This window comes from Xanthobacter sp. BG11Y11_SDJG (assembly GCF_057364445.1).
In genome coordinates this window covers 1-26063 of sequence record NZ_JBNFNU010000015.1, presented here as the reverse complement: position 1 = coordinate 26063, position 26063 = coordinate 1, and the positions used below count along the sequence as shown (strand labels likewise).

Here is a 26063-nt window from a genome sequence, read left to right as displayed (position 1 = left end):
CTGCAGGCCGAGCCGGCGCGCGCCTATGGGAGGCATGGGTGTGGCGCACGATCATGGACGGCCGGACCGGTTCGCGCCCGCTCCATCGATCACGCGCGGCGCGGTCCACCAGCGGCGCGCCATCGGGACCCCGCTTTTCCACCGTCTCGACAAAGCCAGCCCGCCGCGACACCAGCGCCCACGGCCGCTGAAGATCGGCCCGGGGCTTTTTCGGATCTTCGCCGGCAATGACGAAATCGCCGAGCCGGGGCAGGTCGGCGAGAATGGCGAGGGCGGGCGCGTTGAGCACGATGGCTTTGCGCCCTGTCTTCGAGTCGGGGAGGAGCAGCAAGCCGCGCCCGAGATCGACATGCGTCCACTTGAGGTTGAGGATTTCGCGAAGGCGAGCACCGGTGAAGATCAGCAGGCGCAGCGCTGCGGCGGCATGGGGAGCGATGCGCACGCGGCGGTTCTCTTCCTTCGGTGCGTGTTTCACCTTCCCGTCCGGCCGCGGCTCCCAGGGCACGCCATCGGTTTCAGCCTCCCGGATCGCGGCGCCGAGGCGATCCAGCTGCTCGCCGCTGAGGAATGTCTCGCGGCGCTCCTCTCTGAACTTCTCGATGCCGGCGCAGGGATTGTGCCCCTTCGGCACCAGCTTGACGCGGGCTGCCCAGGCGAAGGCCGAGGATAGCGCTGCCACCGCCCGATTGGCCGCTATCGGGGCTTTCGTGCCGATCCGGCGGTGCAGGCGCGCAACGTCCGCCTCGGTGATCTGCGCGGCTTTGCGGGGGCCGAGGGCCGGCAGGATGTGGTTCCGGAACAGCTCCGCGTAGCCGGCGGCGGTGCGCGGCTTCTTCTTCGGATATGCCTCCTCGGCGAGGTAGCGTTCCGCGATCTCCGCCACCGTGGGTGCCACCCTGGCGCCGGCCCGCTCGCCGGCGGGATCGCCACCGCGCCGCACCTCGGCGAGCACGTCGCGGGCCATGTTGCGCGCCTGGTCCGGAGTTAGCTCCCCATAGCTACCTATCTTGTATCGCTTCTTGGGCACGCCTCGCCCGCCACCGCTGGGGCGATATTCGACAACGAAGGTCTTCAAGCCGGAGGGCATGACGCGCAGTCCGAAGCCCTTGAGCTCGGCGTCGTAAAAGATGCGAACCGCGGCCACCGAGGGCAGGGCATCGATGTTGCGCTTCGTCAGTCGCAGGGCGTCGGCCATGCGGGGCCTCATGCTTGGTGATGGAATTTTGTCGCCACCGTGTCGCCACCGAAGACGCAAACCTCAGGCATCCACAGAAACAGCCGTACATCATAACCCTATGGGAATGAACGGCTTGCGGCAATCCCAAGCATCAGTCTATATCGCGAGATATCCCATAAAATCAGACTGTGGAACCGGAGGTCGGTGGTTCGAGCCCACCCACCTGTACCACCATAAATATCTGAAAATAAGATACTTTCTCCATCGGGGCGCGCGCTGCCGAGGGCAATTCTCGCTGATTGTCGCCAGCGAACGACAGGCGCGGTGGGCATCCCCCGCCTGCGCCCATATCACGGCGCCTGCAGCTCTGTGTCAGTGCCTGCGCCGTTCAGATCGCCGACCCGGAACCCAACAACACTTGGATCGGCCAGCACCACCGTTCCTCGGGGCCGGTGGGCGATGATCCCAAATCGTTCTGAAGCACGGGTCGCCACTTGAAACCGCCGGGCAGGGGCACATCGATTTCGTCCCAGGTCTCCGGGAGGAAACAACCATCGCCTGCGGTCCATCCGAATGTCCGCAGGGGGCAGACGACAACCAGCGCTCTGGCTTGCGCGGTTCGGGCAAAAGCAGCGACCGGCATGGGGGATTTGCATTTCAAAGCGGTGTAGGCGCCAGCGAAAATATCCGGCTCCGAAGACCGGAGCCGAAGCAAGGTCTGGATGAGATGCTGCTTCATCGCATCGGGTTGGCTCGGAGGAACGCGCAGGCTGCTTTGGCGAAGGGCGAAATCTACCGGGCGCCGATTGTCCGGGTCCACCAGCGAGAGATCTTGGAACTCGGTGCCTTGGTAGATGTCGGGCACCCCTGGAGCGGTGAGCTTCAGTGCGGTGGCGACCAGTCCCTTCGCCTGTGCAGCGGGCCGGATCAGATCCACGAAATCGGCGATCTCGCGTCGAAGCCCGGCGGCGTCGTTGGACAAGAGGATAAACCGGGCGAGGTCCGCCGCTTCAGCCTCGAACTCCGCGTTCGGGCCGTCCCACGCGGTGAAGCGTTTCGCCTCGCGCAGCGCCTTCGTCAGCCAGCCCAGCAGCCGGTCGAGGACGCCGTCGATCGTCGCGGCATCGGCCGGCCAAACGCCGACGAGGGTCTGGAGCAGCATGATCCGGTCGGCGGCATCGATCTGCGGCGACCGGCCGTCGAGGGCCGCAAGCCAGCGGTCCAGACGATCCGTCCACACGTGCGGGCATTCCGAAAGGATTGACAGGCGCGCGCGCACGTCTTCGCCGCGCTTGTGGTCGTGGGTGGCGCTCGCCAGCATGGCGGACGGCCAGCGCCGGGCCCGCTCCTGCGCAGCGGCATGCCAGTCCTCGGCTGAGCCGCCGGCGATGGCGGGATCGGATCCCACCTCGTTGCGCGAGAGCAGCGGCCCGTAGCGGTAGAAGGCGGTATCCTCCACCGATTTCGCCGCCACGGGCGTCGAGAGCTGCTCGAAGCAGGTCACGGCGGCGCGGCGGAGTTCGACGTGGGTCGCATCGTCGCCGATCGGCCCCAGCCAGTCGGCAATGCGGTCGAGGTGCCAGGCGTCGCCGGGCAGGCCGGTGCGGCGGGCGGCCGTCACCGCCTGGGCGAGCGCATCGGCGCCGCTGTCTCCCGTGCCCGCGGCATAGGTGCGGTAGCGCGGGAAGTGCACCAGGATTTCGATGAGACAGCGGCGCAGCGCCGGCCGGGGACGCTCGCGGTCTGCGAGCTCGACGGCGGCGAGCTGTGCCAACGCATCCACCGCGCGTTCCAGCGGAGCGGTGAAGGATCGCGCGATGATGTCCCGGCGCGCCGCCTCCTCCTCGGGTGCGAAGGCGGCCGCCGGCCGGTGCGCGCGGCCCAATCGGCGGCGAGGATATCGCGGCCGCCCGCATCATGAAGAACGCGACCGGCTTCCTCCATGAAGTCGTAGCCGGTGGTGCCGTCCACCTGCCATGCGGGATCGAGGCTTTCGCCGGTGGCGATGATCTTCTCCACCACCAGCCAGGCGCGCCCGCGCAGCGGCTCTGGCCGGTCCGCCTCGCGCGCCGAAAGCTCGGCCCTCAGCCGCCGGCAATAGGCGCCGGGGTCGGCGAGGCCGTCCACATGGTCCACGCGCAGGCCGTCGATGAGCCCTTCGGCATAGAGATCCAGCACCTTGGCGTGGGTGCGCTCGAACACGCCGGGCGCGTCAGCGCGCAGTGCAGCGAGTTCCGTTACGTCGAAGAAGCGGCGCCAGTTGATGGCGTCCGGCGCCGTCCGCCAGAAGGCGAGGCGGAAATGCTGGCGCTCCAGCAGCGCATGGAGATGCCGGGCGGCTTCTTCGCCCGCGAAGCCGCCGGCCGAGGCGGGGTCCGCCTCCAGCGCCTCGGCGTCTTCGGGGCGCAGCGGAAAAAGGTGGTGGAAATAGCGCACCGCCCAGCCGGCCTCGGCGTCGCGCACCAGTTTCAGGTCGCCGCTGGCGAGGACCTCGTGATAGGGCGCGCCAAGAAAGGGGGCGAGCATCCGCCCGCCGCCCGCCTCGAAGTCAATGTCGAACATAGCCGCGAAGGGGCTCTGCGGCCCGTTGCGCAGCACGTCCAGCCAATAGGGGTTCTCGTCGCCGCCGACGCCCATGTGGTTGGGCACGATGTCCACCACCAGCCCCATGTCCTTCGCCCGGAGCGCGGCCACGAGGCGGTCGAGACCGTCCTCGCCGCCGAGCTCGGGATTGACCAGGGCGGGGTCAACCACGTCGTAGCAATGGGTCGAGCCCGCCCGCGCCTTCAGGATGGGCGAGGCATAGACGTGGCTGATGCCAAGGTCCGCGAGATAGGGCACCACCGCGACGCCATCGTCGAAAGTGAAGCCCTTGTGGAACTGCAGGCGATAGGTGGCGCGCGGGATGGCGGAGGTCATTGCTCGGCGGCCCCTTCGCCGCGGGTGCTCTGGAGGAAAGAGAGGCGAGCCTTCACCTTCGGTGCGGCGAGGAGGTCTTCGGCCGGCGCGGCCATGCGGCGGCGCCAGTTGGGGTGCTCGTCCACCGTGCCGGGAAGGTTGGGGCTCTCGTCGAGGCCGAGGAGGTCTTCCAGCGGGATCAGCGCGAGGTCGGACGCGCTTTGCGCCACGTAGGCGATGGCGGCATCGACCGCCTCGCCCGCCTCGTCGAGAGCGGAGGCGATGCCCGCCTCGGACGCGGCCGCCGCGAAGGCCGCGCGTTCGCCGTCGCGCGCGGTGAGGGCTTCGGCCGCAACATCGCAGGCGGCGACTGCGGGCGCGCCAGTGGAGGTCGCGGCCCGCCCACCAGCCGGCGACGGTGGGCAGATCGTGGGTGGAGGTCATGGCCGCCGCCTCCCGCTGCCAGTCCTGCGGCGGCAGGAAGCCGCCGTCCGCGTCGCGCTCGAACGGCAGCACGCGCATGCCGAGGATGCCCCGCGCCGTCATCTGCTCGCGCAGGCCGGCCGGCACCGTGCCGAGATCCTCGCCGATGGCGATGGCGCCGTGGGCGTGGGCCTCGATGGCGACGAGGCGCAGGAGGTCTTCAAGCGGGTAGGAGAGATACGCCCCCTCTCCGGCGCCGGCGCCATCCGGCACCAGCCACAGGCGGCGCAGGCCGAGGATGTGGTCGATGCGCACCCCGCCGGCATGGCGCAGCGCCGCGCGGATGGCGGCGATGAACGGCTCGAAGTTCTGCGCCGCCAGCGCCGTGGGCGAGATGGCGGTGAGGCCCCAGTTCTGCCCGTCCCGATTGATGAGGTCCGGCGGCGCGCCCGATGGCGGAGGCCGGCGAGGACGATCGCGCCCGGCCGGCTCCAGCTGCCCGCCGGCGGGATCGAGCCCCACGGCGAGGTCGGCGATGAGGCCGATGCCCATGCCGGCCGCCCGCGCGCGGGCCTGCGCGTCGGCAAGGCTGCGCGCGGCAAGCCATTGCAGGAAGAGATGGAAGCGCACCTCCTCCACCTGGGCGGAGGCGAATTCCGCGACGGCCGGGCCATCCGGATCGCGCAGCGGCGAGGGCCAGCGCCGCCAGTCGGGGCCGTGGCCGTCCGCCAACATGGACGCATGCAGCGCCTCGAACAGCGCATGGCGGGCGAGGCCGTCGCCGGGCTGGGCGGCGAAGGCGGCAAATCCTGCGGCGGCCTCGGGGAAGGTGTCCAGCGTGTCGAACAGCCGGCGCAGATGCGCGAGCTTGCGCCGCGCCGCGCGAGGCCAGTCGATGAAGCCGTCCGCGTCCTCGGCCGCGGCTTCCATCCCGCCTCCGGGAAAAAGGGCGGTGTCGGCGAGGAGCGGGTTGAGGGCGAGCCGGCTGGAGGGGGCATAGGGGCTGAAGCGCTCCGGCGCGGCGGAGAACAGCGCGTGGAGCGGGCTCAGCGCCACCGCCTGCGCGCCGAAGCCGGCCAGCCGCTCGGCCAGCGCCGCCACGGCGCCGAGGTGTCCGATGCCGCCATCCCCCGCCTGCCGCAGGCCATAGACTTGCGCCGCCACGCCGAAGGCCTGCGCGCGGCCGGTCCGCTCTGCCACCGAGGGCGCATGGCGGGGCGCCACCGCAAGGCGCACGCTCTCTCCGCCGATGCGCAGCACGTGATAGCCGGGTGTTTCCGGCGCCGTGAAGGCGGAGCCATCCCGATGCGGCCGCAGGACGAGGCGGCGGAGTGTCTCGCCGTCCAGTTCCACGGTCACGGACGGCACCACACCCGGCAAAACCACCTCGCGGCCCGCATCGGCGGTGATCAGTCCTGGCAGCCCCTGCGGCGCCTGAAGGGCGGCGAGGGAACGCGCAACGTCGGCCGGCGTGCCGCAGGGATGGCCGAGGGCGGTGAGCACGCGCTCCAGCGTCTCCAAGGGCACGCGATGCGGGCGCTCGAAGGCGTCCGCCCACGCGATGGACACACCGGCCGCGCGGGCCAGCGTCTCCAAGGGCGAGGGATCGGGACGGCGGCGCGCCGTCATGCCGCCCGCCTTTCGAGAAGGCGAGGGTGGCGCGGGGCGGAATGGCGAAGTCGTCCACGGGGCCGCTGGATGCGATAAGGGCGAGCGCCGCCGGCAGATCGGCGGGGCAGGGCTCGTCGCCGAAATTCGCCGCCAGCGTCAGCACCGCGCCGTCGCCCATGCGCCAGCGCGCGATGACGGCGCGCTCGGACAATGCCTGGGCACCGAGGCTCGCGGCCCCCGCAAGGCGCGGCACCACATAAGCGTGGCGGGTGGCGATCATGTCCTCCACGAAGGCCTCCCAGTCCTCCGCATCGGGCGGCGGCGCGGGGATGGAGGCGGTGAAGGTCGCCTCCGCATTGGGGTCCGGGATGATGGCGCGCCGCTCGGGATCGGCGAAGGCGGCGAAGCGCTGAAACTCCGCGCGCCGGCCTTCGCGCACCAGGTCCGCCAGCCCCTCGGCATGGTCGGTGAAGAACAGGAAGGGCGTGCGCGCCCCCATCTCCTCGCCCATGAACAGCATGGGAATCTGCGGGCTGAGCAGCACCAGCGCCAGCGCCGCGCGCACGCCATCGGGATCCGCCAGCGCAAGCAGGCGCTCGCCGAAGGCCCGGTTGCCGATCTGGTCGTGGTTCTGGACGAAGGCGACGAAGGCGGTGGGCGGCAGATGCCCGCTCGCCGTGCCGCGCGCCGGCCGAGGTTCGGCGCCTCCTCGCCCTGATAGGCGAAGCCGTCGGAGAGGCAGCGGGCGAGGCGATGGGCGGGGGCATCGGCGAAGTCGCCGTAATAGGCCTCGCGCTCGCCGGTCAGCAGCACGTGGAGGCAATGGTGGATGTCGTCGTTCCACTGGGCATCGAAGGGGCGCGGCAGCAGGGCCGCGTCGTTGTGCTCGTTCTCCAGCACCAGATGCACGTGCCGGCCGGGCGGAATGCGGGCGCGGAGGTCGCGGCCGAGGGCGGCAAGGGCGTCCGGCGGCAGGATGGCGTGGACGGCATCGAGCCGCAGCCCGTCGAAGCGGAACGCCTCGATCCACATCAGCGCGTTTTCGAGGAAGAAGCGGGCCACCTCCGGCCGGTCGAACGCCACCGCCGGTCCCCACGGGGTCGCCTGCTCCGGGTGGAAGAAATCGGGCGCGTAGAGGCCGAGATAATTCCCGTCCGGCCCGAAGTGGTTGTAGACCACGTCCAGCAGCATCATCACGCCGTGGGCATGGGCGGTGTCGATGAGCGCTTTCAGGTCGTCCGGCGTGCCGTAGGCAGAGGCGGGGGCGAAGGGCAGCACGCCGTCATATCCCCAGTTGCGCGTGCCGGGAAAGGCGGCGACGGGCATCAGCTCCACCGCCGTGATGCCGAGGGCGGCCCAGGCGGGGATTTTCTCTGCGACACCGGAAAAGCCGCCGCAGAGGCCGGCGTGAACCTCCAGGATCACCGCCTCGTGCCACGGCCGCCCGCCCCACTGCGTGCGCCAGCGGTAGGCGGCGGAATCGGTGACCACGCTGAAGCCGTGCACATCTTCCGCCTGCGCCCGCGACGCGGGATCGGGAAAGGCGGTGCCGTCCGGCAGGCGGAAGCGATAGCGCGCGCCCGGCCCCACCGGCGCCTCGACCTCGAACCAGCCTTCCCCGCGCGGCGACAGCGCAAGGCGCTCGCCCGTGGCGAACTCCAGCTCGATGGCCTCGGCGCCCGGCGCCCACAGACGGAACAGCGTGCCGTCGGCGGTGAGGACAGGGCCGAAGGCGGTCTGCGCCTCGTGCCACATCCCGCTCATGCGCTTTCCCCGGCGATGCGCCCGCGCAGCAGCACGAGGGACTGCGGCGCCACCTCCACCTCCTCGCCTTCCACCAGCATCTCGGGCGCGCCGGGATTGGCGCTGTCGATCATCAGGATCACAGGCGTCGGCGGCGGAATGCGGAAGCTGCGCGGCTCCTGCGTGGCGTTGAGCATGAGCGTCATCACGCAGATGGTGCCGTCGTCGCCGTGGGCGGCGCGGCGCAGGGTGAGGAGGCGCGCCTCCGCCGCGTTCCAGTCGTCGGGCGAGGGCGTGCCGGCCTTCTCGTCGAACCACGCGATGTCGGTGATGCCGGGCGCCAATTCCCGGTCGCCATAGAGGAAGGAGCGGCAGCGCAGCAGCGGATAATCGTGCCGCGCCTTGGCGAGCGACGCCACGAAATCCGCGAGGATCTGCCCATCCGGGCCGTCCAGTAGCGACCAGTCGATCCAGGAGGTCTCGTTGTCCTGGCAATAGGCGTTGTTGTTGCCGTTCTGCGTGCGGCCGAATTCGTCGCCGGCGAGCAGCATGGGCGTGCCGAGCGCGAGCAGGACCGTGGCGAGCATGGCCCGTTCCAGCCGGGCGCGGCGCTCGCGGATTTCGGGGTCGTCGGTCGGGCCTTCCGCGCCCCAGTTGGCCGAGTAGTTCTCCGAATGGCCGTCGCGATTGTCCTCGCCATTGGCGGCGTTGTGGCGCTCGGAATAGGAGACGATGTCCTTGAGCGTGAACCCGTCATGGGAGGCGATGAAGTTCACCGAGGCCCACGGCCGCCGGGCGCGGCGGTCGAAGATGTCGCCGGAGCCGGAGAGCCGCGCGGCCAGCTCTCCCCGCTGCCCGGCATCGCCGCGCCAGAAGCGGCGCACCGTGTCGCGGAAGCGGTCGTTCCACTCGGCGAAGCCCGGCGGGTGATGGCCGAGCTGGTAGCCGCCCGGGCCGATGTCCCACGGCTCGGAGATGAGCTTGACGCGGGAGAGTACCGGGTCCTGCCGCAGCACGTCGAAGAAGCCGGAGCCGGGATCGAAGCCGTGCTCCTCGCGGCCCAACGTGACGCCGAGATCGAAGCGGAAGCCGTCGATGTGATAGTGCGTCACCCAGTAGCGCAGGGAATCCACCACCATCTGCAGGACGCGCGGGTGGGAGAGATTCAGCGTGTTGCCGGTTCCGGTATCGTTGATGCAGTAGCGCGGTTCGTCCTTCACCAGCCGGTAGTAGGAGCGGTTGTCGAGGCCGCGGAAGCTGAAGGTCGGCCCCAGCTCGCTGCCCTCGGCGGTGTGGTTGTAGACCACGTCGAGGATCACCTCGAGCCCGGCGGCGTGCAGCCGGCGGATGGCGACCTTGAACTCGTTGCGGTCACCGGCTGAGAGATAGCGCGGCTCGGGGGCAAAGAAGGACAGAGTGTTGTAGCCCCAGTAGTTCCTGAGGCCCTGCGAGACGAGGTAGCGGTCCTGAACGAAAGCGTGGACCGGCAGCAGCTCCACCGCCGTCACGCCCATGCGCTTCACGTGATCGATAAAGGCGGGATGGGCGAGGGCGGCGAAGGTGCCGCGCTGGTGCGGCAGCACGTCCTCGCGCAGCATGGAGAGGCCGCGCACATGGGCCTCATAGATCACCGTGTCCGACCACGGCGTCTGCGGCGGGCGGTCGTCGCCCCAGGAGAAGCTGTCGTCCACCAGCACCGCCTTGGGCATGGCCACCGCGCTGTCGCGCCGGTCGAAGGAGAGATCGCCCCGGTTGGAGGCGACGCGATAGCCGAACAGGGCGTCCGACCATTGCACCTGCCCCGCGATCTGCCGGGCATAGGGGTCGAGCAGCAATTTGTGCGGGTTGAAGCGGTGGCCCTCTTCCGGCTCGTAGCGCCCATGGGCGCGGAAGCCGTAGAGGAGGCCGAGATGCGCGTTGGGCAGGTAGCCGTGCCACACCTCGTCGGTGCATTCCGGCAGCGGCATCCGCGCGATCTCCCGCCGGCCGGACGGGTCGAACAGGCACAGATCGATGCCGTCCGCATTGGCGGAGAAGACGGCGAAATTCGCCCCCAGCCCGTCCCACGTCGCGCCGAGCGGATAGGGTTGTCCGCTTTCGAGCCGCTCCGGCTTCGCCATTACTTGTCTCCCGAATGTACGAAGAGGAGGGTGGAGAGGGGGGGTAGTGTCAGCTCAAGGCTCTGGCCCGCGCCGTGGGCGGGTTCGTCCCGCGTTTCGACGCCGCCGTAATTGCCCATGCCGGAGCCGCCGTAGAGGGGGGCGTCGGAGTTCAGCACCTCGCGCCAGCGGCCGGCATGGGGCACGCCGATGCGGTAGCCCTGCCGCGGCACCGGCGTGAGGTTGATGACCGCCAGCACCGGCGCCGCATCGGGCGCGAGGCGCAGGAAGGCGAGGACGCTGTTGTCCGCATCGTCGCCGACGATCCAGCGGAAGCCCTCCGGGCGGTCGTCCAGCGCATGCAGCGCCGGCAAATCGCGATAGAGGCGGTTGAGGTCGCGCACCAGCGTCTGGATGCCGCGATGGGCGGGATCCTCCAGCAGGAGCCAGTCGATCTCGCGGTCGTGGCTCCACTCGCGCTCCTGCCCGATCTCCCCGCCCATGAAGAGCAGCTTCTTGCCGGGGTGGGTCCACATGAGGCCGAACAGCGCGCGCAGGTTCGCCCGCTTCTGCCAGGTGTCGCCCGGCATCTTGCCGATGAGCGAGCCCTTGCCGTGCACCACCTCGTCATGGGAGAGCGGCAGCACGAAGCGCTCGGAGAAGGCATAGACGAGGGAGAAGGTCAGCTCCCCGTGGTGGTGCCGGCGATAGATGGGCGCGCGCGCCATATAATGGAGCGTGTCGTGCATCCAGCCCATGTTCCATTTGTAGGAAAAGCCGAGCCCGCCCTCCTCGGTGGGGCGGCTCACGCCCGGCCATGCGGTGGATTCCTCGGCGAGCGTAATGGCGCCGGGGCAGCGCTCGGCCACCACCGCGTTGAGGTGACGCAGGAAGTCCACGGATTCGAGGTTCTCCCGGCCGCCGAAGCGGTTGGGGATCCATTCGCCGGCCTTTCGGCTGTAGTCGCGATAGAGCATGGAGGCGACCGCATCTACGCGCAGGCCGTCCACATGGAAATGCTCGAGCCAGTGGACAGCGGCGGCGATGAGGAAGCCGGAGACCTCGCGCCGGCCGAGATTGTAGATCAGGGTGTTCCAATCCTGGTGGAAGCCCTCGCGCGGATCCTCGTGCTCGTAGAGCGCCGTGCCGTCGAACCGGGCCAGCCCGTGCGCGTCGGACGGGAAATGGGCCGGCACGAAGTCGATGATGACGCCGATGCCTTCGATGTGGCAGGCGTCGACGAAGGCGGCGAAATCCTCCGGCTCGCCAAATCGGCGCGAGGGGGCGAAAAGCCCGAGCGGTTGATAGCCCCAGGAGCCCGTGAACGGATGCTCGGCCACCGGCATCAGTTCCACGTGCGTGAAGCCGAGGGATTTCACGTAAGGCACCAGCCGGTCCGCGAGGCCGCGCCACGACAGCGGGCCGCCGGTTTCCGGATCGCGCAGCCAGGAGCCGGGATGCACCTCATAGATGCTGATGGGCGCGCCCGGGCCATTGCGCGCGGCACGCGCCGCCATGAAGGACGCGTCACGCCAGCGATGCGTGACGGGCGACGGCACCACGGATGCGGTTTGCGGCGGCAGCTGCGTGGCACGCGCGACCGGGTCGGCCTTGGGCGGCAGCAGCGTGCCGTCGGGGGCGATGATCTCGTATTTGTAGAGCGCGCCCGGTGCCACATCGGGAATGAAAATCTCGAAAACCCCGCTCGATCCGCGGCGGCGCATGGCGTGGCGGCGGCCATCCCAGCCGTTGAAGTCGCCGATAGCGCTCACGCGCCGCGCATTGGGCGCCCAGACCGCGAAGCGGGTGCCGTGAATGCCGTCGATGGTGAGGGGCGCGGCGCCGAGGGCGTCGGGAAGGCGGAAATGCCGGCCCTCGGAGATGAGGTGAAGATCAAGATCGCCGAGCAGAAGGCCAAAAGCGTAGGGGTCCGCCACCTCCTGGACGCCGCCATGCCAGCGAATTTGCAGACGGTAGCCCCCTTCGGGCAGCGGGCCGCAGAACAATCCCTCGATGGGCCCCGGCGCCAGGACCGTGGTCTTCTGGTTCGCGGCGGACACAATTGCGACCGCGCGGGCGCCGGGCACGAACACGCGCACGAAGCGCCCGCGGGGACCCTCGTGCGGTCCGAGGACGGCGAACGGATCGTCCAGCCGCCCCGAGGCGAGCTGGTCGAGCACGGTTGGGTCGAGCGGCGGCACGCGGCTCATGCGCCGGCATCCGCGGGCAGGTCCGACACGAGGCGGGCGAAGCTACCGAGCGCGATCGAGAGCCAGTCGGGACGGTTGTCCATTTCGTAGCTCACCTCATAGGCCGCCTTCTCCAGCAGGAACAGGCGCAGCAGAGCCTCGTCCCGGGCGGCATCGGAACTGCCGTCGGCCAGGCCCGCGCCCTTGCGGTAGGCATCGAGGACGGTCTGCGGGACGCTCGCCTGGAACTGCTCGGCGAGCTGCTCGAAATTTTCGTCGCCCGCCGCCTGGGACGGCCGGCGCCGGGCTCGCACCGCATAGTCCAGCGATCGCAGGATGCCAGCCACGTCGCGCCAGCCGCTGTCTTTCGCCCGGCGCTCTTCCACCGGCAATGCGGGCTCGCCCTCGAAGTCGATGATGACCGCATCTCCCTGCGCCACCAGCACCTGGCCGAGGTGAAAATCGCCATGGATGCGGTGGAGAAGGGCGCCCTCGCCGGCCGTGATCAGCCGCTCGATTTCGGCGGCGATGGCCGCGCGCCGATCGAGGATGCGGCGCGCCTTCGTCTGATCCGCGTCCGCCAGCGTATCGATGCAGCCCGCCAGACCCCCGAGCGCCGCCTCGATGCGGGCGCCGATGCGGGAGCGCCAGACCTTCATCTCGGCGCCTCCGGCACGGATCGGCCCGAAGGCGTGGTCATCGGTTTCGGACGCGAGCAGACGGTGCATTTCCCCGAGCCGCAGGCCGAGATGCTCGGCAAAGCGCAGATAGGGCCGCAGCAACTCGTCCTGCCGGCTGCCTCCGTGCCCCACCTCGTCCGCGGCGCGCTGCAGGAAGGAGAGGGTGAAGGTCCATGCGTCGCCCTCGCCGGGGATATAGGCCTGGAGCACCGCCAGAACCTGAGCCGCGCCGTCCTCGGGCTCGTGAATGATCTCGCCAAGCAAAGTCGCCGTGTTGGCAAAGCCGCGCTCCGTCAGGGCCCGGCTCATCTCCGCCTCGGGGTGGACGCCAGGCGTGACGCGGCGGAACAGCTTCAGGATCGCCTGATCGCCATAGATCAGCGACGAGTTCGACTGCTCGGCGGACAGGAAGCGGACCGGCGCGCCCTCGGCGATGACGGCGCCGTCGAAGGCATGGGTTTTGCGGAAGAGAATGCGGCCCGCCGAACTCGGCGCCTCGCCATCCTGCGCCATCAGGCTCATGAGGTCGGCGGCGAACTCGGGGAGCGCGAACGCGTCGGTCAGAAATCCGGTGCGGCGGCCGCGCCGGACGCGGGCCAATGCCAGCTGTTGCGGCAAGGACGGGCCGATCTCGTCATCCCAGGCGATGCCGACCGGGATCTGGTACAGGTCCGTTGCGCCCGCGCGCTTGGTCTCCACCAGCACGAAGGCCCGCTCCCGCTTCTTGCCGAGCCGGGCCGTCATCGTGATGCGCGCGGATTGGAGGGCGTCGCCCTTGCCCGCGAACCAGCGCCGCTTGGGCAGATAGGCCGGCAGAACGTCGGCCTCGAAGGTCTTGCGGTGCGCCGCCGTGATCATCTCTTCCGGCGCGCCCTTGAGGACGAAGGTCAGATATTCGGGCATGGCTTCGGGCGCGGGCGTGTGCCAGTCCGGCGAGGGCGCATTGGCGGCCAGCAGGAACCAGTAGAAGCCGTAGGGCGGCAAGGTGAGCAGGTAGGTCAGTTGGCCGATCGGCGGAAACGACGAGGAGCCGAGCAATTCCAGCGGGATGCGGCCGGCGAACTCGGACAGGTCCAGTTCCACCGCCTGCGGCGAGCGGGCGAGATTGGCCACGCACAACAGCGTCTCGCCGTCGTGCTCGCGCAGATAGGCAAACACCTTGCGGTTCTTCGGATAGAGGAACCGCAGCGCGCCACGGCCGAACGCGCCATGGGCGCGGCGCACCGCGAGAAGCTTGCGCGTCCAGTTCAGCAGCGAGTGGGTGTCGCGGCTCTGCGCCTCCACATTGATGGCCTGGAAGCCGTAAAGCGGGTCTTGAATGGGCGGCAGAACGAGGCTGGCCGGGTCGGCCTTCGAGAAGCCGCCATTGCGGTCCGACGACCACTGCATGGGCGTGCGCACGCCATCGCGATCGCCTAGGAAGATGTTGTCGCCCATGCCGATTTCGTCGCCATAGTACATCACCGGCGTGCCGGGCATGGACAGCAGGAGCGACTTCATCAGCTCGACCCGGCGGCGATCGCGCTCCAGCAGCGGGGCGAGCCGGCGGCGGATGCCGAGATTGATGCGCGCCCGCCGGTCGGCCGCGTAGAAGTTCCAGAGATAGTCGCGCTCACTGTCGGTGACCATCTCGAGGGTCAGCTCGTCGTGGTTGCGCAGGAAGATGGCCCACTGGCAATTGACGGGAATATCCGGCGTCTGTCGCATGATGTCGGTGATGGGGAACCGGTCTTCCTGGGCGATGGCCATGTACATGCGCGGCATCAGCGGGAAGTGGAACGCCATGTGGCATTCGTCGCCCTCGCCGAAATACTGCTGGGTGTCCTCGGGCCACATGTTGGCCTCCGCCAGCAGCAGGCGGCCGGGATAGGCGGCGTCCAGCTCTGCGCGGATCTTCTTGAGGATCACGTGGGTTTCCGGCAGGTTTTCGTTGGACGTCCCCTCGCGCTCCACCAGATAGGGCACCGCATCGAGCCGGAGCCCGTCGACGCCCAGGTCGAGCCAGAACCGCATCACCCCGAGCACCGCCTTCAGCACGGCGGGATTGTCGAAGTTGAGATCGGGCTGGTGCGAATAGAAACGGTGCCAGAAATAGGCGCCCGCCGCGGGATCCCATGTCCAGTTCGACTTCTCGGTGTCGAGAAAATGATGCGCGTGCCGGCATAGGCCTGGTCGTTGTCAGACCAGACATAGAAGTTGCGGTGCGCCGAGCCCGGCTTGGCACGCCGCGCCCGCTGAAACCAGGGATGCTGGTCGCTGGTGTGGTTGATGACGAGTTCGGTGATCACCCGCATCCCGCGCGCATGGGCTTCGCGAACGAAGCGGCGCGCATCGGCCATGGTGCCGTAATCGGGATGAACGCCCTTATATTCGGAAATGTCGTAGCCGTCGTCCCGCCGCGGAGACGGGTAGAAGGGCAGCAGCCAGATGCAGGTCACGCCGAGACCGGCTATATAATCGAGCTTCGAAATCAGACCAAGGAAGTCGCCGACGCCGTCGTCATTGGCATCGAAGAACGATTTTACATGCAGCTGGTAGATGACCGCATCCTTGTACCAGAGATCATCTGAAGTCGCAGTGGAGGCGGGGGAAACGGTGTGGACGTTCATGACACCGCTCCTTCCGGACGGATGCGCCAGATGGCATAGGGCAGGTCGGAGGGGTCGAGGTGGATCGTCTGCATCTTGCCGGTCCAGGTGAAAGAGCGGTCGCGCACCAGATCGTCGACGGCGACGCTGGCATGGTCGGGCAAACCGAATTCCCACAGCGGCACCTCGATGGCGGCGCTGCGCGGGGCGTGAGGGTCAAGGCTGACCGCCACCAGCACCATCTCGGGATCGCCGGGCACGCGCTTGCCGAAGTACAGCACATGGTCGTCGAAGGCATTGTAGAAGGTGATGTTCAGATGGCTCTGCAACGCCGGATGCGCGCGCCGAATGGCATTGAGACGCGTGATTTCGGCGATGATGTTTCCGGGGGCAAAGTAGTCGCGCGGCTTGATCTCGTATTTTTCGCTGTCGAGATACTCCTCCTTGCCGGGCACCGGGTCCGCCTCGCAGAGTTCGAACCCGGAATAGCAGCCCCACAACCCCGACAGCGTGGCCGCGAGCGCGCCCCGGATGAGGAAGCCCGGCCGCCCCGACCTCTGAAGGAAATAGGGGTTGATGTCGGGCGTGTTGACGAAAAAATGCGGGCGGTAGATGTCGCTGGCGGGGGCGCGGTTCAACTCCTCCAGATAATCCCTCAACTCGGCTTTGGTATTGCGCCAGGTAAAATAGGTATAGGATTGAGAGAAGCCGATCTTGCCGAGCCGGTACATCACCTTTGGGCGGGTGAAAGCCTCAGCAAGGAAGATGACACCGGGATCGCGGCTGCGGATATCGGCAATCAGCCATTCCCAGAACGGGAATGGTTTCGTGTGCGGATTGTCCACCCGGAAGAGGCGCACGCCGAGCCGCACCCAGCCGGCCACCACATCGCGCAATGCCGTCCACAGGTCGGGCACGGCGCCGTCCGCGTAGAAATCCACGTTGACGATGTCCTCGTACTTCTTCGGCGGGTTCTCGGCGTAAGCGATGCTGCCGTCGGGCCGCCACCGGAACCATTCGGGATGCGCCTTGAGCCAGGGATGATCGGGGGCGCACTGGATGGCGAAGTCGAGGGCGATCTCCAGGCCTTCGCAGCGCGCCGCCGCGACCAGCGCGCGGAAATCGTCGAACGTGCCCAGCTCGGGGTGGATCGCCTCGTGACCGCCCGCTTCCGAGCCGATCGCATAGGGACTGCCGGGGTCGTCCGGCCCGGCCTGGAGCCCGTTGTTGCGCCCCTTGCGATGCGTGCGGCCGATGGGGTGGATCGGCGGGAAATAGAGCACGTCGAAGCCCATCGCGCGGATCGCCGGCAGCCGCCCGATGACGTCTTGGAACGTGCCGTGCCGGCGGGCATCGTCGGTGATGGAGCGGGGAAAGAGCTCGTACCAGCTGGCAAAGCGCGCGGCCTCGCGATCGCTGTCGACGGGATAGCATTGCTCTGCGCCGGTCGCGAAGGCGCGCGGCTGCGCTTCCGCCATGGCCGCCGACAGTTCGGGGGACAGAAGCGCATCGACGGCCGTCGCCTCGCTGCCTGACAGCAGCTTGAGATGCGCGCGAATGATCTTCCGCGCTGTTTTGGAGGCTGTCGCCAGCGCGGCATCCAGCTGGCCGCGGCCTTCCCGAACCTCCAGGGTCAGGTTCTGGCCGGCATCACGCTTCTTGGCCAGGTCCCGACAGAATGTGCCGAAATGGTCCCACCAGGCTTCGATCCGGAATTCGTGCCGGCCGACGCGAAGGAGTGGGAACTGCGCCTGCCATCGATCGTTGCCGAGCGCCCCATGGGTGCGCGCCGCCACTGCGGCTCGTCCAAGGCGCGCCAGAGCACTTCGGCCGCAAGCTGCTCGTGGCCGTCAGTGAATATGTCGGCCTCGACAGTGACCGTGTCGCCCACATTGCGCTTCACGGCAAACCGGCCGCCGTCGATGCTCGGGCTCACGCGTTCGATGGCGATGCGCGGCAACCCGGTCCAGGTCGCGATGTCGGGGCCGGGAGCCGTCACCGGCACACTCGGGGTGAGGCCGATGGACGCCGCGCCACCGGGCGGAAGCGCGTCCTTTGCCGTGCCGGCGCAGGCCAGGCCCAGCTTGGCTGCCGCTTTCCCCGCACGGAGCGGGGCGGCGTGCGACAGATCGGGATTGATGGCGATCAGCCGCGCCCCTGCAGGACCGTCCGCCTTCACCAGCGTGACTGCCGCGCCGGGGGAGGTGAGTTGGCGCAGGTGGTGGATTTCGCTGCGCGCGTCGTTCAGCGCTGCGATGTCTTCGGACAGATCGTAGCCAAGATCGTCGCTGTCGCTCCCTGGCCCGGTGTCCATGAAGGCAGAGCGCGCCCCATGCTCGAACCCCAGGGGCATGAGCCAGCCGTCGGAGAGCTGAGCGGCGGCGGCGAGAGCAAGGCGATGTCGGGCCTCGGCGGCAAGACTGGGTGTGCGTGCGCCCAGGCGCGCCTGGAAGGGATCGTCACAAAAACCCAGAAGTCGCGCATGCGGGCGGAGGTCCTGGTATTCCTCGACGAGCCAGGAGGCCCGCCCATCCCACCAAGCGGCTGAAGACGTGACGAAATCGAAAGCGCCCGCCAGCTGCCGGACCTGCTCCCGCGGCACGCCCGGCGCCCAGGCGAGAGCGATCATGCCTGAGCGACGTGCGTCGGCAAGAAGGGGCTGCCACACTTGCGCGGACAAAGCTCCCGCATTGTGACAGCGTATGCCCCGAACGCCGGAACGGTGCCACGCATCGAGATGCCCGGCCCAGAACTCGCAAAATCGGCTCGCTGCGGAGGCGTCATTCAGAGCGAGCGAATGACCAGCCGCGGCGGGCCCCACGCGGGGGTCCAGGGCGGTGCGATCTTGGGACCAACTGCCGGGAAGTGCGGCGGCGAGATCGCCATCTCCAGCCATGGTGCAAACCAAGTCCACATAAAGCGCCAAGTTGTGGCTGGCCGCAGAGTCAGCAATCCGCTTGAAAACATCGTGAGGCTTTTCATCTGCGAAGCGCGCGACCAACCGATCCAGTGTCTGCGTCGCGAACCAACTGCCCTCGTCCACGGGAAATGGCCAACTCAGCAGAACCGTGTCGAAGCCCATATTGCGGATCCGGGCGAAGAGAGATTGCTCGGTCCCGGGCGAGGACAGGTGGCGCGCCGGCACGTAACAAATGCGCGGCGAGGCGATGCCGGAGGAAGGTGCCGTGACGGGTCCGTCGAAAGGCGAATGTCCATTGGGCGACCATCTTTGCACGTGCGATCCTCATCGATGCCTCGCATCAAATAATGATCTGGGCCGTGCTTCGTTCCCCAGAATGGGCATGAAGACCAACCGATGCAGCTGCGCGTCGAAGGTTCGGGCGGGCCGAGGGCCTGGCGCTCATCCGTGCCAAAAATATTGCCCAAGCTGAAGCTTATGCTTGCGCGTTTTTGCTCGAAGAACGCTCGCGCTGAAGCCTATGTTCTGAATGAAATATGGCGCAGCCCGAGCTTCACTGTTGATCTGTCGTTCTTCTCCCAGGGGGGCTGGGCGAACATGGTGCGTGCAATTGCGCGGTCTGCCACTGAGCCGGGGCAGCCGCGTCTCCATCGCTGCGCAGATCATGGCGCGGGAGACCCGGCGGCCGCACGGGTGATTGCCGGAAACTGGCAGAATGGCGCAATGATAGGACAAATCGACGGGCGCGGCCGGCGCCAGGACCGGTGAGGGGAGGCGGTGATGGGGAATTCGGAGCTTGAGGCGCGCGGCGGCAGGCGGTTTCGCGCGCGGTCGGGGTCACCACCGAAATCTATGCGGCCCGCGCCGAGAATGCCGAGATCTGGGACGCGGAAGGGCGCCGCTACATCGATTTCGCCGCCGGCATCGCCGTGGTGAATACCGGCCACCGCCACCCGAAGGTGCTCGCCGCGGTGCGCGACCAGCTCGACCGCTTCACCCACACCTGCCACCAGGTGGTGCCCTACGAGACCTATGTGCACCTCGCTGAGCGGCTGAACGCGGCGGTGCCGGGCGACTTCGCCAAGAAGACCGTGTTCGTGACCACCGGCGCGGAGGCCACCGAGAACGCGGTGAAGATCGCCCGCGCCGCCACCGGGCGCGCGGCGGTGATCGCCTTCGCGGGCGGCTTCCACGGCCGCACCTTCATGGGCATGTCCATGACCGGCAAGGTGGTGCCCTACAAGACCGGGTTCGGGCCGATGATGCCGGAGGTCTACCATCTGCCGTTCCCGGTGGCGCTGCACGGCGTGACGGAAGAGGACGCGCTGGCGGCGCTCGATCGCCTGTTCAAGGCCGACGTGGACCCGGCGCGGGTCGCCGCCTTCATCGTCGAGCCGGTGCAGGGGGAGGGCGGCTTCTACGAGGCGCCGGCCGCGTTCCTGAAGGAATTGCGGGCGATCGCCGACCGCCACGGCATCGTGCTGATCGCCGACGAGGTTCAGACCGGCTTCGCCCGCACCGGGCGCCTGTTCGCCATGGAGCGCACCGGCGTCACGGCCGATCTCACCACCATGGCGAAGGGGCTGGGCGGCGGCTTCCCGATCGCCGCGGTCACCGGCCGGGCGGAGCTGATGGACGCGCCCGGCGCCGGTGGGCTCGGCGGCACCTATGGCGGCAATCCGCTGGCGGTGGCGGCGTCCCACGCGGTGCTCGACGTGATCGCCGAGGAGGACCTGTGTGCCCGGGCCGAGGCGCTGGGCGCGCGCCTCAAGCAGCGGCTGCATTCGCTGGCCGGCGCGGTGCCGCAGATCGCCGACATCCGCGGGCCGGGCTTCATGAACGCGGTGGAGTTCACCCATCCGGGCGCGGGAACCCCGGCGGCCGACTTCACCAATGCGGTGCGCCAGCGCGCGCTCGCCAAGGGGCTGATCCTGCTGTCGTGCGGCGTCTACGGCAACGTGATCCGCTTCCTGGCGCCGCTGACCATCCCCGACGCGGTGTTCGGCGAGGCGCTCGACATCATCGAGGCGAGCCTGCGCGAATGCGCGCCGAGGCGTGAGCGCCGCCGCCACCGCAGGCGCAGCCCTGGCGCCTGCCCGCTCGCAGGAGGGATCACCACCTCGCCATAGCTCGGCGCCCGCGTCGCGGGCCACGGTACGCGCCTGGTCGGGGCAGCGCCCCAAAGCTGCCGGCCACGGGGCGCTCGGGCGAGGCTTCATAAGCGCGTAGCCAAATGCGGATTGAATGATCGGACGTACAGGAGAAGCCGCCAATCGACGCCCATGACCCGAAGACGCCGCTACGCAGCTGGACTGGCCAGGCAGCGGGTGCTCTCCCGTGAGAGGGGCCGGTGGTTGAATGCAGAGATCTGAACGCCCGACAGGTCAAAAATGGCATGAAATGTCAAAAAGTCAGCCATTCGCACCTCTGTTCGGGATGGGAGTGGCGCTGTTCTCTTGGGCCTTGCCTCCGAGTCGGCTCCTGGCCAGCATCGTTCGCCCGCGAGGCCGACCCTGTGGTTTGAAGGTCAACTTGCCGGGACCGAATGTCGATGCTCCTAGACGCAACTGACGCTGTAACGAGGGGACCCATGAGGTCAAAGACTCCATCATCGGCCCCCGCCGCGGGGCCGGCAAACCGGCACTCGCTTTCGGCCCTTGCCATCGCGGGCCTTCTGCTTGCCTCGGGCACGACCGCGCAGGCCCAGGTGCCGGACACAGTCGTCCAATCGCTGGGCGCGCCGCCGACGATCACGACCAGCTACGGGCAGCTGAACTTCACCGATGGCGTGCCCACGGCCGAGACGGCCCAGAAGACCTACGACATCCTGGATTTCACCCAGGCCCTGAACGTCTACAACAACAGTTTCCGCGGCGCCTCGGCGCTGGCGATCGTCAAGGGCTTCGAAGGCATCGGCGCCCAGCCCGGCGATGTCGTCATCTTCCCGAAGCTCATGGATTCCCATTCGCTGTTCCTGACAGCCAATGCCGACACGGTCTATTACCTCACCGGCCTGGACCTGAGCAAAGGGCCCGTGGTGGTCGAGCAGCCGCCGGGCGCCGTCGGCACCATCAACGACATGTGGTTCTCGTGGATCATCGACATCGGTGGGCCGGGGCCGGACCGGGGCCTTGGCGGCAAGTATCTGATCGTGGGACCCGACTATGACGGCCCGCTACCGGAAGGTGGCTACTTCATCGGCCGCTCCAAGACGAATTTCGCGCTCTACGCGGCGCGCGCCTATCTGCAGAACAACGATCCGGCACCTGCGGTCGAGACCATCAAGAAGACCATGAAGGTCTATCCCTACCAGCCGGGCTCCTACGGCTCGAGCATCGCGCAGGCGCTGGATGGCGCGGTCAGGATCGCGCCTGAACCCAAGATCCCGGAGACGAAGTTCATCGAGGCTAGCGGCAAGTCGTTCAATACGATCCCGCCGAGCGACTTCAGATTCTTCGAGATGATCAACGAGAACGTCCAGACCCAGCCGGCCACCAGCTACGACGTGGAACTCGCCGGCCAGCTCGCCGCGATCGGCATCGTCCATGGCAAGCCGTTCAATCCGGACGAGCGGATGAAGAAGATCCTGTCGGAAGCGGCAGCCTTCGGGCAGGCGACCGGACGGGCGCTCAACTGGCGCTACGCGATGAAGCATCCCGACTGGGCCTATTACGAGAACTCGCAGTGGGGGTCCATGCTGTGGGAGGGCGGCGCCTTCTTTGAGACGCCGCCGCCGCTCTTCGAAGCCGGCATGTTCAAGCCTCTGCCGCCCACCGGGGCGCGAACCCTCGATTCCCGCACCGCCTTCTATTACGGCTACACGCTCGACTCGCCCGGCATGATCATGCGTATCCCGGGCGTCGGATCACAGTATCTCATGGGCTTCCTCGACCATAACCGAAACCCCTTCGACGGCGCCAAGACCTACAAGGTGGTCTTGCCCGCGAAGATCCCGGCGGAGGCCTTCTGGTCGCTCACGCTCTACGACAACCAGACCCGGTCCATGCTGCAGACGCCGCAGAAGTATCCGCGGGCCGGAAGCCAGGCCTATCCATCGCCCGCCGCGGAGGCTGCGGCCGATGGCACCACCACCATCTGGTTCGGACCGACGCAGCCCCAGGGCGTTGCGCGCGGCAACTGGATCCAGACCATGCCGGGCAAGGGCTGGTTCACCATCCTGCGCCTCTATAGCCCCTTGCCCTCCTTCTTCGACAAGAGCTGGCGGGCCGGCGAGATCGAATTGGTTAAGTAGCGCCCGACGAGGAGCGCTTTCCCGAGGAGACCATTCCACGGGAAAGCGCTCCAGGACTTTTCAACTTGGGAAGTTTGGCGGCGCCATGGTTGCTTCCGACAAAGCGACCACACGCAATTCGCCGACAATGCCCATTTTAAGTTCATGTCCTAGAATACGGACCGCTGCACGCTGGGGCCGCGCAGCAATTCCTTCACCGCGGGAAGGATCAGGCCCAGCAGGGAGACCCGCTCGGTCTGCACCTTTGCCTCCAGCAGGGTTCCCGCCGTCACCTGGGTGTCGGGCCCGGTGGAGGTGGTCCAGCGGAATCCGCTCGGCGCGCGCGCGTCGCGCTCCAGCTCCACGGTGATCAGGAACGGGGGCCCCTCGGCCGTGAGCTTGCGCACCAGATCGTCGTTGCGCAGCATGTGGCGCATCTGCTCCGGGCTCGCCGCGACGATGGAGGTTTTTGTGACGACGCCGCGGATCGAGCCGAACACGTCGCGGCGCACCGAGGTCGGTTCCACCAGCACGCTCATTCCGTCCCGGATCTTCTTGCCGTCCTTGGCAGGAATGAAGACCGCCGCGACTAGGCGCGTCGTCCCGGGCCGGAAGTCGGAGAAGCTTTCGTCCACCGGCAGAAGGCTGAGGAGCGGCGTGTCGAAGCGCACCAGGTCGCCGGGATATTCCTTGAGCTCCGAGACGATGCCGTGCTCGGTGCTGCGCACGGAGGTCTCGTTGGCGATCCGGTCCTTCAGGCGGCCGATCTGCCGCTCGGCCTGGGCGCGGCGGGTCTCCAGCGCCTGCAACTCGCGCTCATACTGCGCCTGCTTCTCGTAGGATTCCAGGGAGAAGGCCAGAAGCCGGCCGTTCTCGGTGGAGATGCGCTCCAGCACCTGCGCGAGTTCGGCCCGCACCTGAAGATAACGCTCGAACGTGGTGTTGCCGCTGCGCCGCAGCGCCTCCATGCCGTCGGCCAGCTTCTCCAGCAGCTCGCGGCGCTGGTGCAGCAGCTCGATGGTCTCGCGCGCGGTCGCCTCCTGCTGCTTGCGCACCCCGTCGAAGATCTTCGTCGTCTCCGCCTGGAGCTTGCGCACGCTGCGCTCCTCCTGCCGCACCAGATCGAGCTCGCTCTCCGCCAGCTTCAGTTCGGTCTGCAGCGCCGGCTGGACGATGCGCGCCACCTCCTGGCCTGGCACCACGCGCTGGCCCACATCCACCAGGATGTCGACGATGCGTCCCTCGTGGTCGGACGAGACGGTGAATTCCAGCACCCCTTTGGAGCTCAGCACCACGCCGGTTCCGGCGACGTTGATGGGCACCTGCAGGAAGACCGCAGCGGCAACCGCCGCCGCAGTGGCCAGGCACAACACCACCAGGGCCGCCACGTGGCCGGAGCCGACGAGGCGCAGCGCCGTCGCCAGGTCTTCCGGTCGGCGCAGCTGCGCTTCGGCCTCGGGGCGGAACAGGTGCTCGTTGGTCATGGTCGTGCCGGGGCTTGAGGCGAAGGAGGCGGCGCCGGGATGGCCTCATGGGGTGGCCCGCCGGCCACCAGCGCACCCTCCCGAAGCACGAGCACCCGGTCGGTGCGGGCCCACACTGCGGGGCTGTGCGCGACCACGATGCGCGTCAGGCTGAGGCCTTCGAGCGTCGTCATCACGCGCTCCTGCGCGGCGCGTCGAGCGCGCTCATGGCCTCGTCCAGGATCAGCACGGCCGGCGACTGGGCCAGCGCGCGGGCGATCAGGATCCTCTGGACCTGGCCGAGGGACAGGCCCGATCCGGCCTCGCTCACCAGCGTGCGCAGACCCATGGGCATCGCCTTCAGTTCGTCGGCGATGCCTGCCTGCTCGGCGAAATGCCAGGCCGCGTCGAGGTCGATGTCGCCGACGCCGCGGATGTTGTCGTAGAGCGAGCCGGGAAACAGCCGGCCGCCTTGCAGGACGATGCCGAGCCGGCGCGAGAGCTGGCGCCGGTCGATGCCCGAAAGGTCGTGGCCGCCCAGCAGCACGTGGCCCGCCTGCGGCTGCTCAAGCCCGGCGATCACCGCTAGAAGCGTGGATTTTCCGCTGCCCGACGGACCGGCGATGGACACGAAGGCGCCGTCCTCGATGGTGAAGCTCACGCCGTCGAGCGCCCGCTTTGTGCCATAGAAGAAGGTCACGTCGGCGGCGTCGATGCGGCCGGCAAGGTGCGACACCGGGGCTCCGGCGACGAGGGGCTCCACCTTGAACTCGATGAACGGGCGGGCGAGCTTTGCCATGGGCAGGAGCTTGGCGGCGCCCAGGAGCGCGTGGGACAGGTCCTTGCCGGAACGGGTGAGGCGGCTCAGGGCCATGACGAACGCCACTGCGGCGCCGGCGCTGAGGCTCGCCGTCGCGCCGGCATAGGCCAGCGCGCCGAAGCAGGCGGCCAGCATCAGCGCATCCCAGAACGGCTCGATCACGGCGATGATGTTGGCGATGCGCGCCGAGCGCATCAGCCGGGTCTGGAAGGCGAGGAAATTCTCGCTCCATTGGGTGAAGGCGCGCCTTTCGAGGCGGTTGCCGCGGGCGATGGGCACCAGGCGGATGAGGTCGTAGACGAAGGCGAGCACGATGACGTCCATCCGCTCGCCCTCGTAGATCGCCTTGAACTGCAGCCAGCCGACGAGGGCCGTCAGGCCCACCAGGAGCAGAACCAGGGCGATGGCGATCAGCCCGGTGGGGGGCGAGATGAACGCCACCAGCGCGGCCGCCGCCAGCCCGTGCAGCAGCGCGACCAGCGCCGTGCAGCCGTAGCCGATCAGGGCGCGGCGGAATTTCTCCACCGTCTCCATTTCGGTGGCGAGGATGAGGGTGGTCGAGGAACGCAGGTCGGTCGGCGTCAGGCGCAGCAGCCGGTCCACCATGGCGGCATGCAGCGCCAGCCCGGCGCGACCCTGGATGCGCAGTTCGGCCAGCCGGCCGATGGCGACGAAGCTGGTCTCCACCAGCAAGGCGACGAACAGCACCGTCAGCAGCTCCGCCAGGAATGCGGTGTCGGCGGTGTGGACGGCGATGTTGGTGATCTGCTGGGAGGCGATCGGCGGCAGCATGGCCAGAAGCGCGCCGGCCGTGCCGCAGGCCGCGAGCAGGACGAAGTCCGCAGTCGCCGCCTTCAGGCCGAAGCCGAGCACCTCGCGATAGGTGAGGGGTCCCTGCGGCAGGGTGCGGCAGAAGGCGAAGGCGGCGGGCCGCAGCCGCTCCCAGTCGCCGGCGCATCCGGCGCGGCGTGCCGCCGAGCGGCGCGGCTTCCATGTCGTAGCCGCCGAGGGGACGGGGCTTCAGCACCACCGGGGCGTCATCCATGTCAAAGGCCAGCATGGGGCCTTCGCCCTCCGGCGCGCCCTGCCCGTCGAGTCGCAGGGTGCGCAGGCGCAGGCCGTGGGCGACGGTGAACCGGTCGAGATAGGCCGCGCCCGCTTCACCCTCCTGCTGGGCGACCGGCAGAGGCCGCACGCCCATCAGTTCCGCGAGCGCGCGGC

At 68.5% G+C, this 26063-nt stretch carries 13 protein-coding genes and 3 pseudogenes; 4 read left to right on the top strand and 12 right to left on the bottom strand.

From position 1 onward, the window contains the following. From AC2W7M_RS03380 to AC2W7M_RS03340, 9 genes and pseudogenes are all read right to left on the bottom strand, one after another. Positions 1-1195, bottom strand: a 1195-nt coding sequence (locus AC2W7M_RS03380) for a tyrosine-type recombinase/integrase (RefSeq protein WP_486130068.1), incomplete at its 3' end; no start/stop codon positions are given. Between the two features lie 370 nt (positions 1196-1565). Beyond that, a complete protein-coding gene (locus AC2W7M_RS03375; protein WP_486130066.1) occupies positions 1566-2870 on the bottom strand; it encodes a malto-oligosyltrehalose synthase in 1305 nt (434 codons plus the stop codon). Further along, the gene (malQ, locus tag AC2W7M_RS03370) at positions 2795-6127 is read right to left on the bottom strand and encodes a 4-alpha-glucanotransferase (protein WP_486130064.1); all 3333 of its coding nucleotides are present in this window, start codon (positions 6125-6127) and stop codon (positions 2795-2797) included. The genes AC2W7M_RS03375 and malQ overlap by 76 nt, the downstream gene beginning before the upstream one ends. A 258-nt stretch (positions 6128-6385) precedes the next feature. After that, entirely contained in the window at positions 6386-7873 is a 1488-nt protein-coding gene (locus AC2W7M_RS03365; protein ID WP_486130062.1) for an alpha-amylase family glycosyl hydrolase, read from the bottom strand. Beyond that, complete coding sequence (gene glgX, locus AC2W7M_RS03360) at positions 7870-9972, bottom strand: glycogen debranching protein GlgX (RefSeq protein ID WP_486130060.1); 2103 nt, start codon at positions 9970-9972, stop codon at positions 7870-7872. Before glgX ends, AC2W7M_RS03365 begins: the two co-directional genes overlap by 4 nt. After that, on the bottom strand, positions 9972-12161 hold the full coding sequence (glgB, locus tag AC2W7M_RS03355; RefSeq protein ID WP_486130058.1) for a 1,4-alpha-glucan branching protein GlgB: 2190 nt from the start codon (positions 12159-12161) through the stop codon (positions 9972-9974). The genes glgX and glgB overlap by 1 nt, the downstream gene beginning before the upstream one ends. Then, positions 12158-15429, bottom strand: a pseudogene (treS, locus tag AC2W7M_RS03350) (maltose alpha-D-glucosyltransferase). The gene glgB and the pseudogene treS overlap by 4 nt, the downstream one beginning before the upstream one ends. Then, entirely contained in the window at positions 15426-15650 is a 225-nt protein-coding gene (locus tag AC2W7M_RS03345; RefSeq protein WP_486130070.1) for a hypothetical protein, read from the bottom strand. The pseudogene treS and the gene AC2W7M_RS03345 overlap by 4 nt, the downstream one beginning before the upstream one ends. Positions 15651-16484: 834 nt before the next feature. Further along, a pseudogene (locus tag AC2W7M_RS03340) lies at positions 16485-17722 on the bottom strand (maltotransferase domain-containing protein); the annotation flags it as partial. 1002 nt (positions 17723-18724) lie between these two features. Here AC2W7M_RS03340 and AC2W7M_RS03335 point away from each other — a divergent pair. The 3 genes and pseudogenes from AC2W7M_RS03335 (at position 18725) to AC2W7M_RS03325 (ending at position 22580) form a co-directional block, all read left to right on the top strand. Next, entirely contained in the window at positions 18725-19096 is a 372-nt protein-coding gene (locus AC2W7M_RS03335) for a hypothetical protein (protein WP_486130056.1), read from the top strand. Between the two features lie 38 nt (positions 19097-19134). After that, positions 19135-20457: pseudogene (locus AC2W7M_RS03330) on the top strand (4-aminobutyrate--2-oxoglutarate transaminase); the annotation flags it as partial. Between the two features lie 461 nt (positions 20458-20918). Next, the gene (locus AC2W7M_RS03325) at positions 20919-22580 is read left to right on the top strand and encodes a DUF1254 domain-containing protein (protein ID WP_486130055.1); all 1662 of its coding nucleotides are present in this window, start codon (positions 20919-20921) and stop codon (positions 22578-22580) included. Between the two features lie 149 nt (positions 22581-22729). Here AC2W7M_RS03325 and AC2W7M_RS03320 read toward each other — a convergent pair whose 3' ends face one another. Genes AC2W7M_RS03320 through AC2W7M_RS03310 form a run of 3 tightly spaced genes read right to left on the bottom strand, consistent with a single transcriptional unit; the run spans position 22730 to position 25715 of the window. After that, the gene (locus tag AC2W7M_RS03320; RefSeq protein ID WP_486130053.1) at positions 22730-24043 is read right to left on the bottom strand and encodes an NHLP bacteriocin system secretion protein; all 1314 of its coding nucleotides are present in this window, start codon (positions 24041-24043) and stop codon (positions 22730-22732) included. Then, on the bottom strand, positions 24040-24216 hold the full coding sequence (locus AC2W7M_RS03315; protein WP_486130051.1) for a hypothetical protein: 177 nt from the start codon (positions 24214-24216) through the stop codon (positions 24040-24042). The genes AC2W7M_RS03320 and AC2W7M_RS03315 overlap by 4 nt, the downstream gene beginning before the upstream one ends. Continuing rightward, entirely contained in the window at positions 24216-25715 is a 1500-nt protein-coding gene (locus AC2W7M_RS03310) for an ATP-binding cassette domain-containing protein (protein ID WP_486130049.1), read from the bottom strand. The genes AC2W7M_RS03315 and AC2W7M_RS03310 overlap by 1 nt, the downstream gene beginning before the upstream one ends. Before the next feature lie 31 nt (positions 25716-25746). On the opposite strand from AC2W7M_RS03310, the gene AC2W7M_RS03305 reads away from it, so the two are divergent. Continuing rightward, the coding region (locus tag AC2W7M_RS03305; protein WP_486130047.1) for a hypothetical protein at positions 25747-26063 on the top strand (317 nt) is incomplete at its 3' end.

Excerpts from the sequence above, each read along its gene's own strand:
- AC2W7M_RS03315 (WP_486130051.1), bottom strand. The coding sequence starts at position 24,216 with ATGACGACGCTCGAAGGCCTCAGCCTGACGCGCATCGTGGTCGCGCAC.
- AC2W7M_RS03345 (WP_486130070.1), bottom strand. The coding sequence starts at position 15,650 with ATGGTGCTGGTGGCGGTCAGCCTTGACCCTCACGCCCCGCGCAGCGCC.
- AC2W7M_RS03335 (WP_486130056.1), top strand. The coding sequence starts at position 18,725 with ATGCAGCTGCGCGTCGAAGGTTCGGGCGGGCCGAGGGCCTGGCGCTCA.
- AC2W7M_RS03320 (WP_486130053.1), bottom strand. The coding sequence starts at position 24,043 with ATGACCAACGAGCACCTGTTCCGCCCCGAGGCCGAAGCGCAGCTGCGC.
- glgX (WP_486130060.1), bottom strand. The coding sequence starts at position 9,972 with ATGGCGAAGCCGGAGCGGCTCGAAAGCGGACAACCCTATCCGCTCGGC.
- malQ (WP_486130064.1), bottom strand. The coding sequence starts at position 6,127 with ATGACGGCGCGCCGCCGTCCCGATCCCTCGCCCTTGGAGACGCTGGCC.
- AC2W7M_RS03325 (WP_486130055.1), top strand. The coding sequence starts at position 20,919 with ATGAGGTCAAAGACTCCATCATCGGCCCCCGCCGCGGGGCCGGCAAAC.
- AC2W7M_RS03365 (WP_486130062.1), bottom strand. The coding sequence starts at position 7,873 with ATGAGCGGGATGTGGCACGAGGCGCAGACCGCCTTCGGCCCTGTCCTC.
- glgB (WP_486130058.1), bottom strand. The coding sequence starts at position 12,161 with ATGAGCCGCGTGCCGCCGCTCGACCCAACCGTGCTCGACCAGCTCGCC.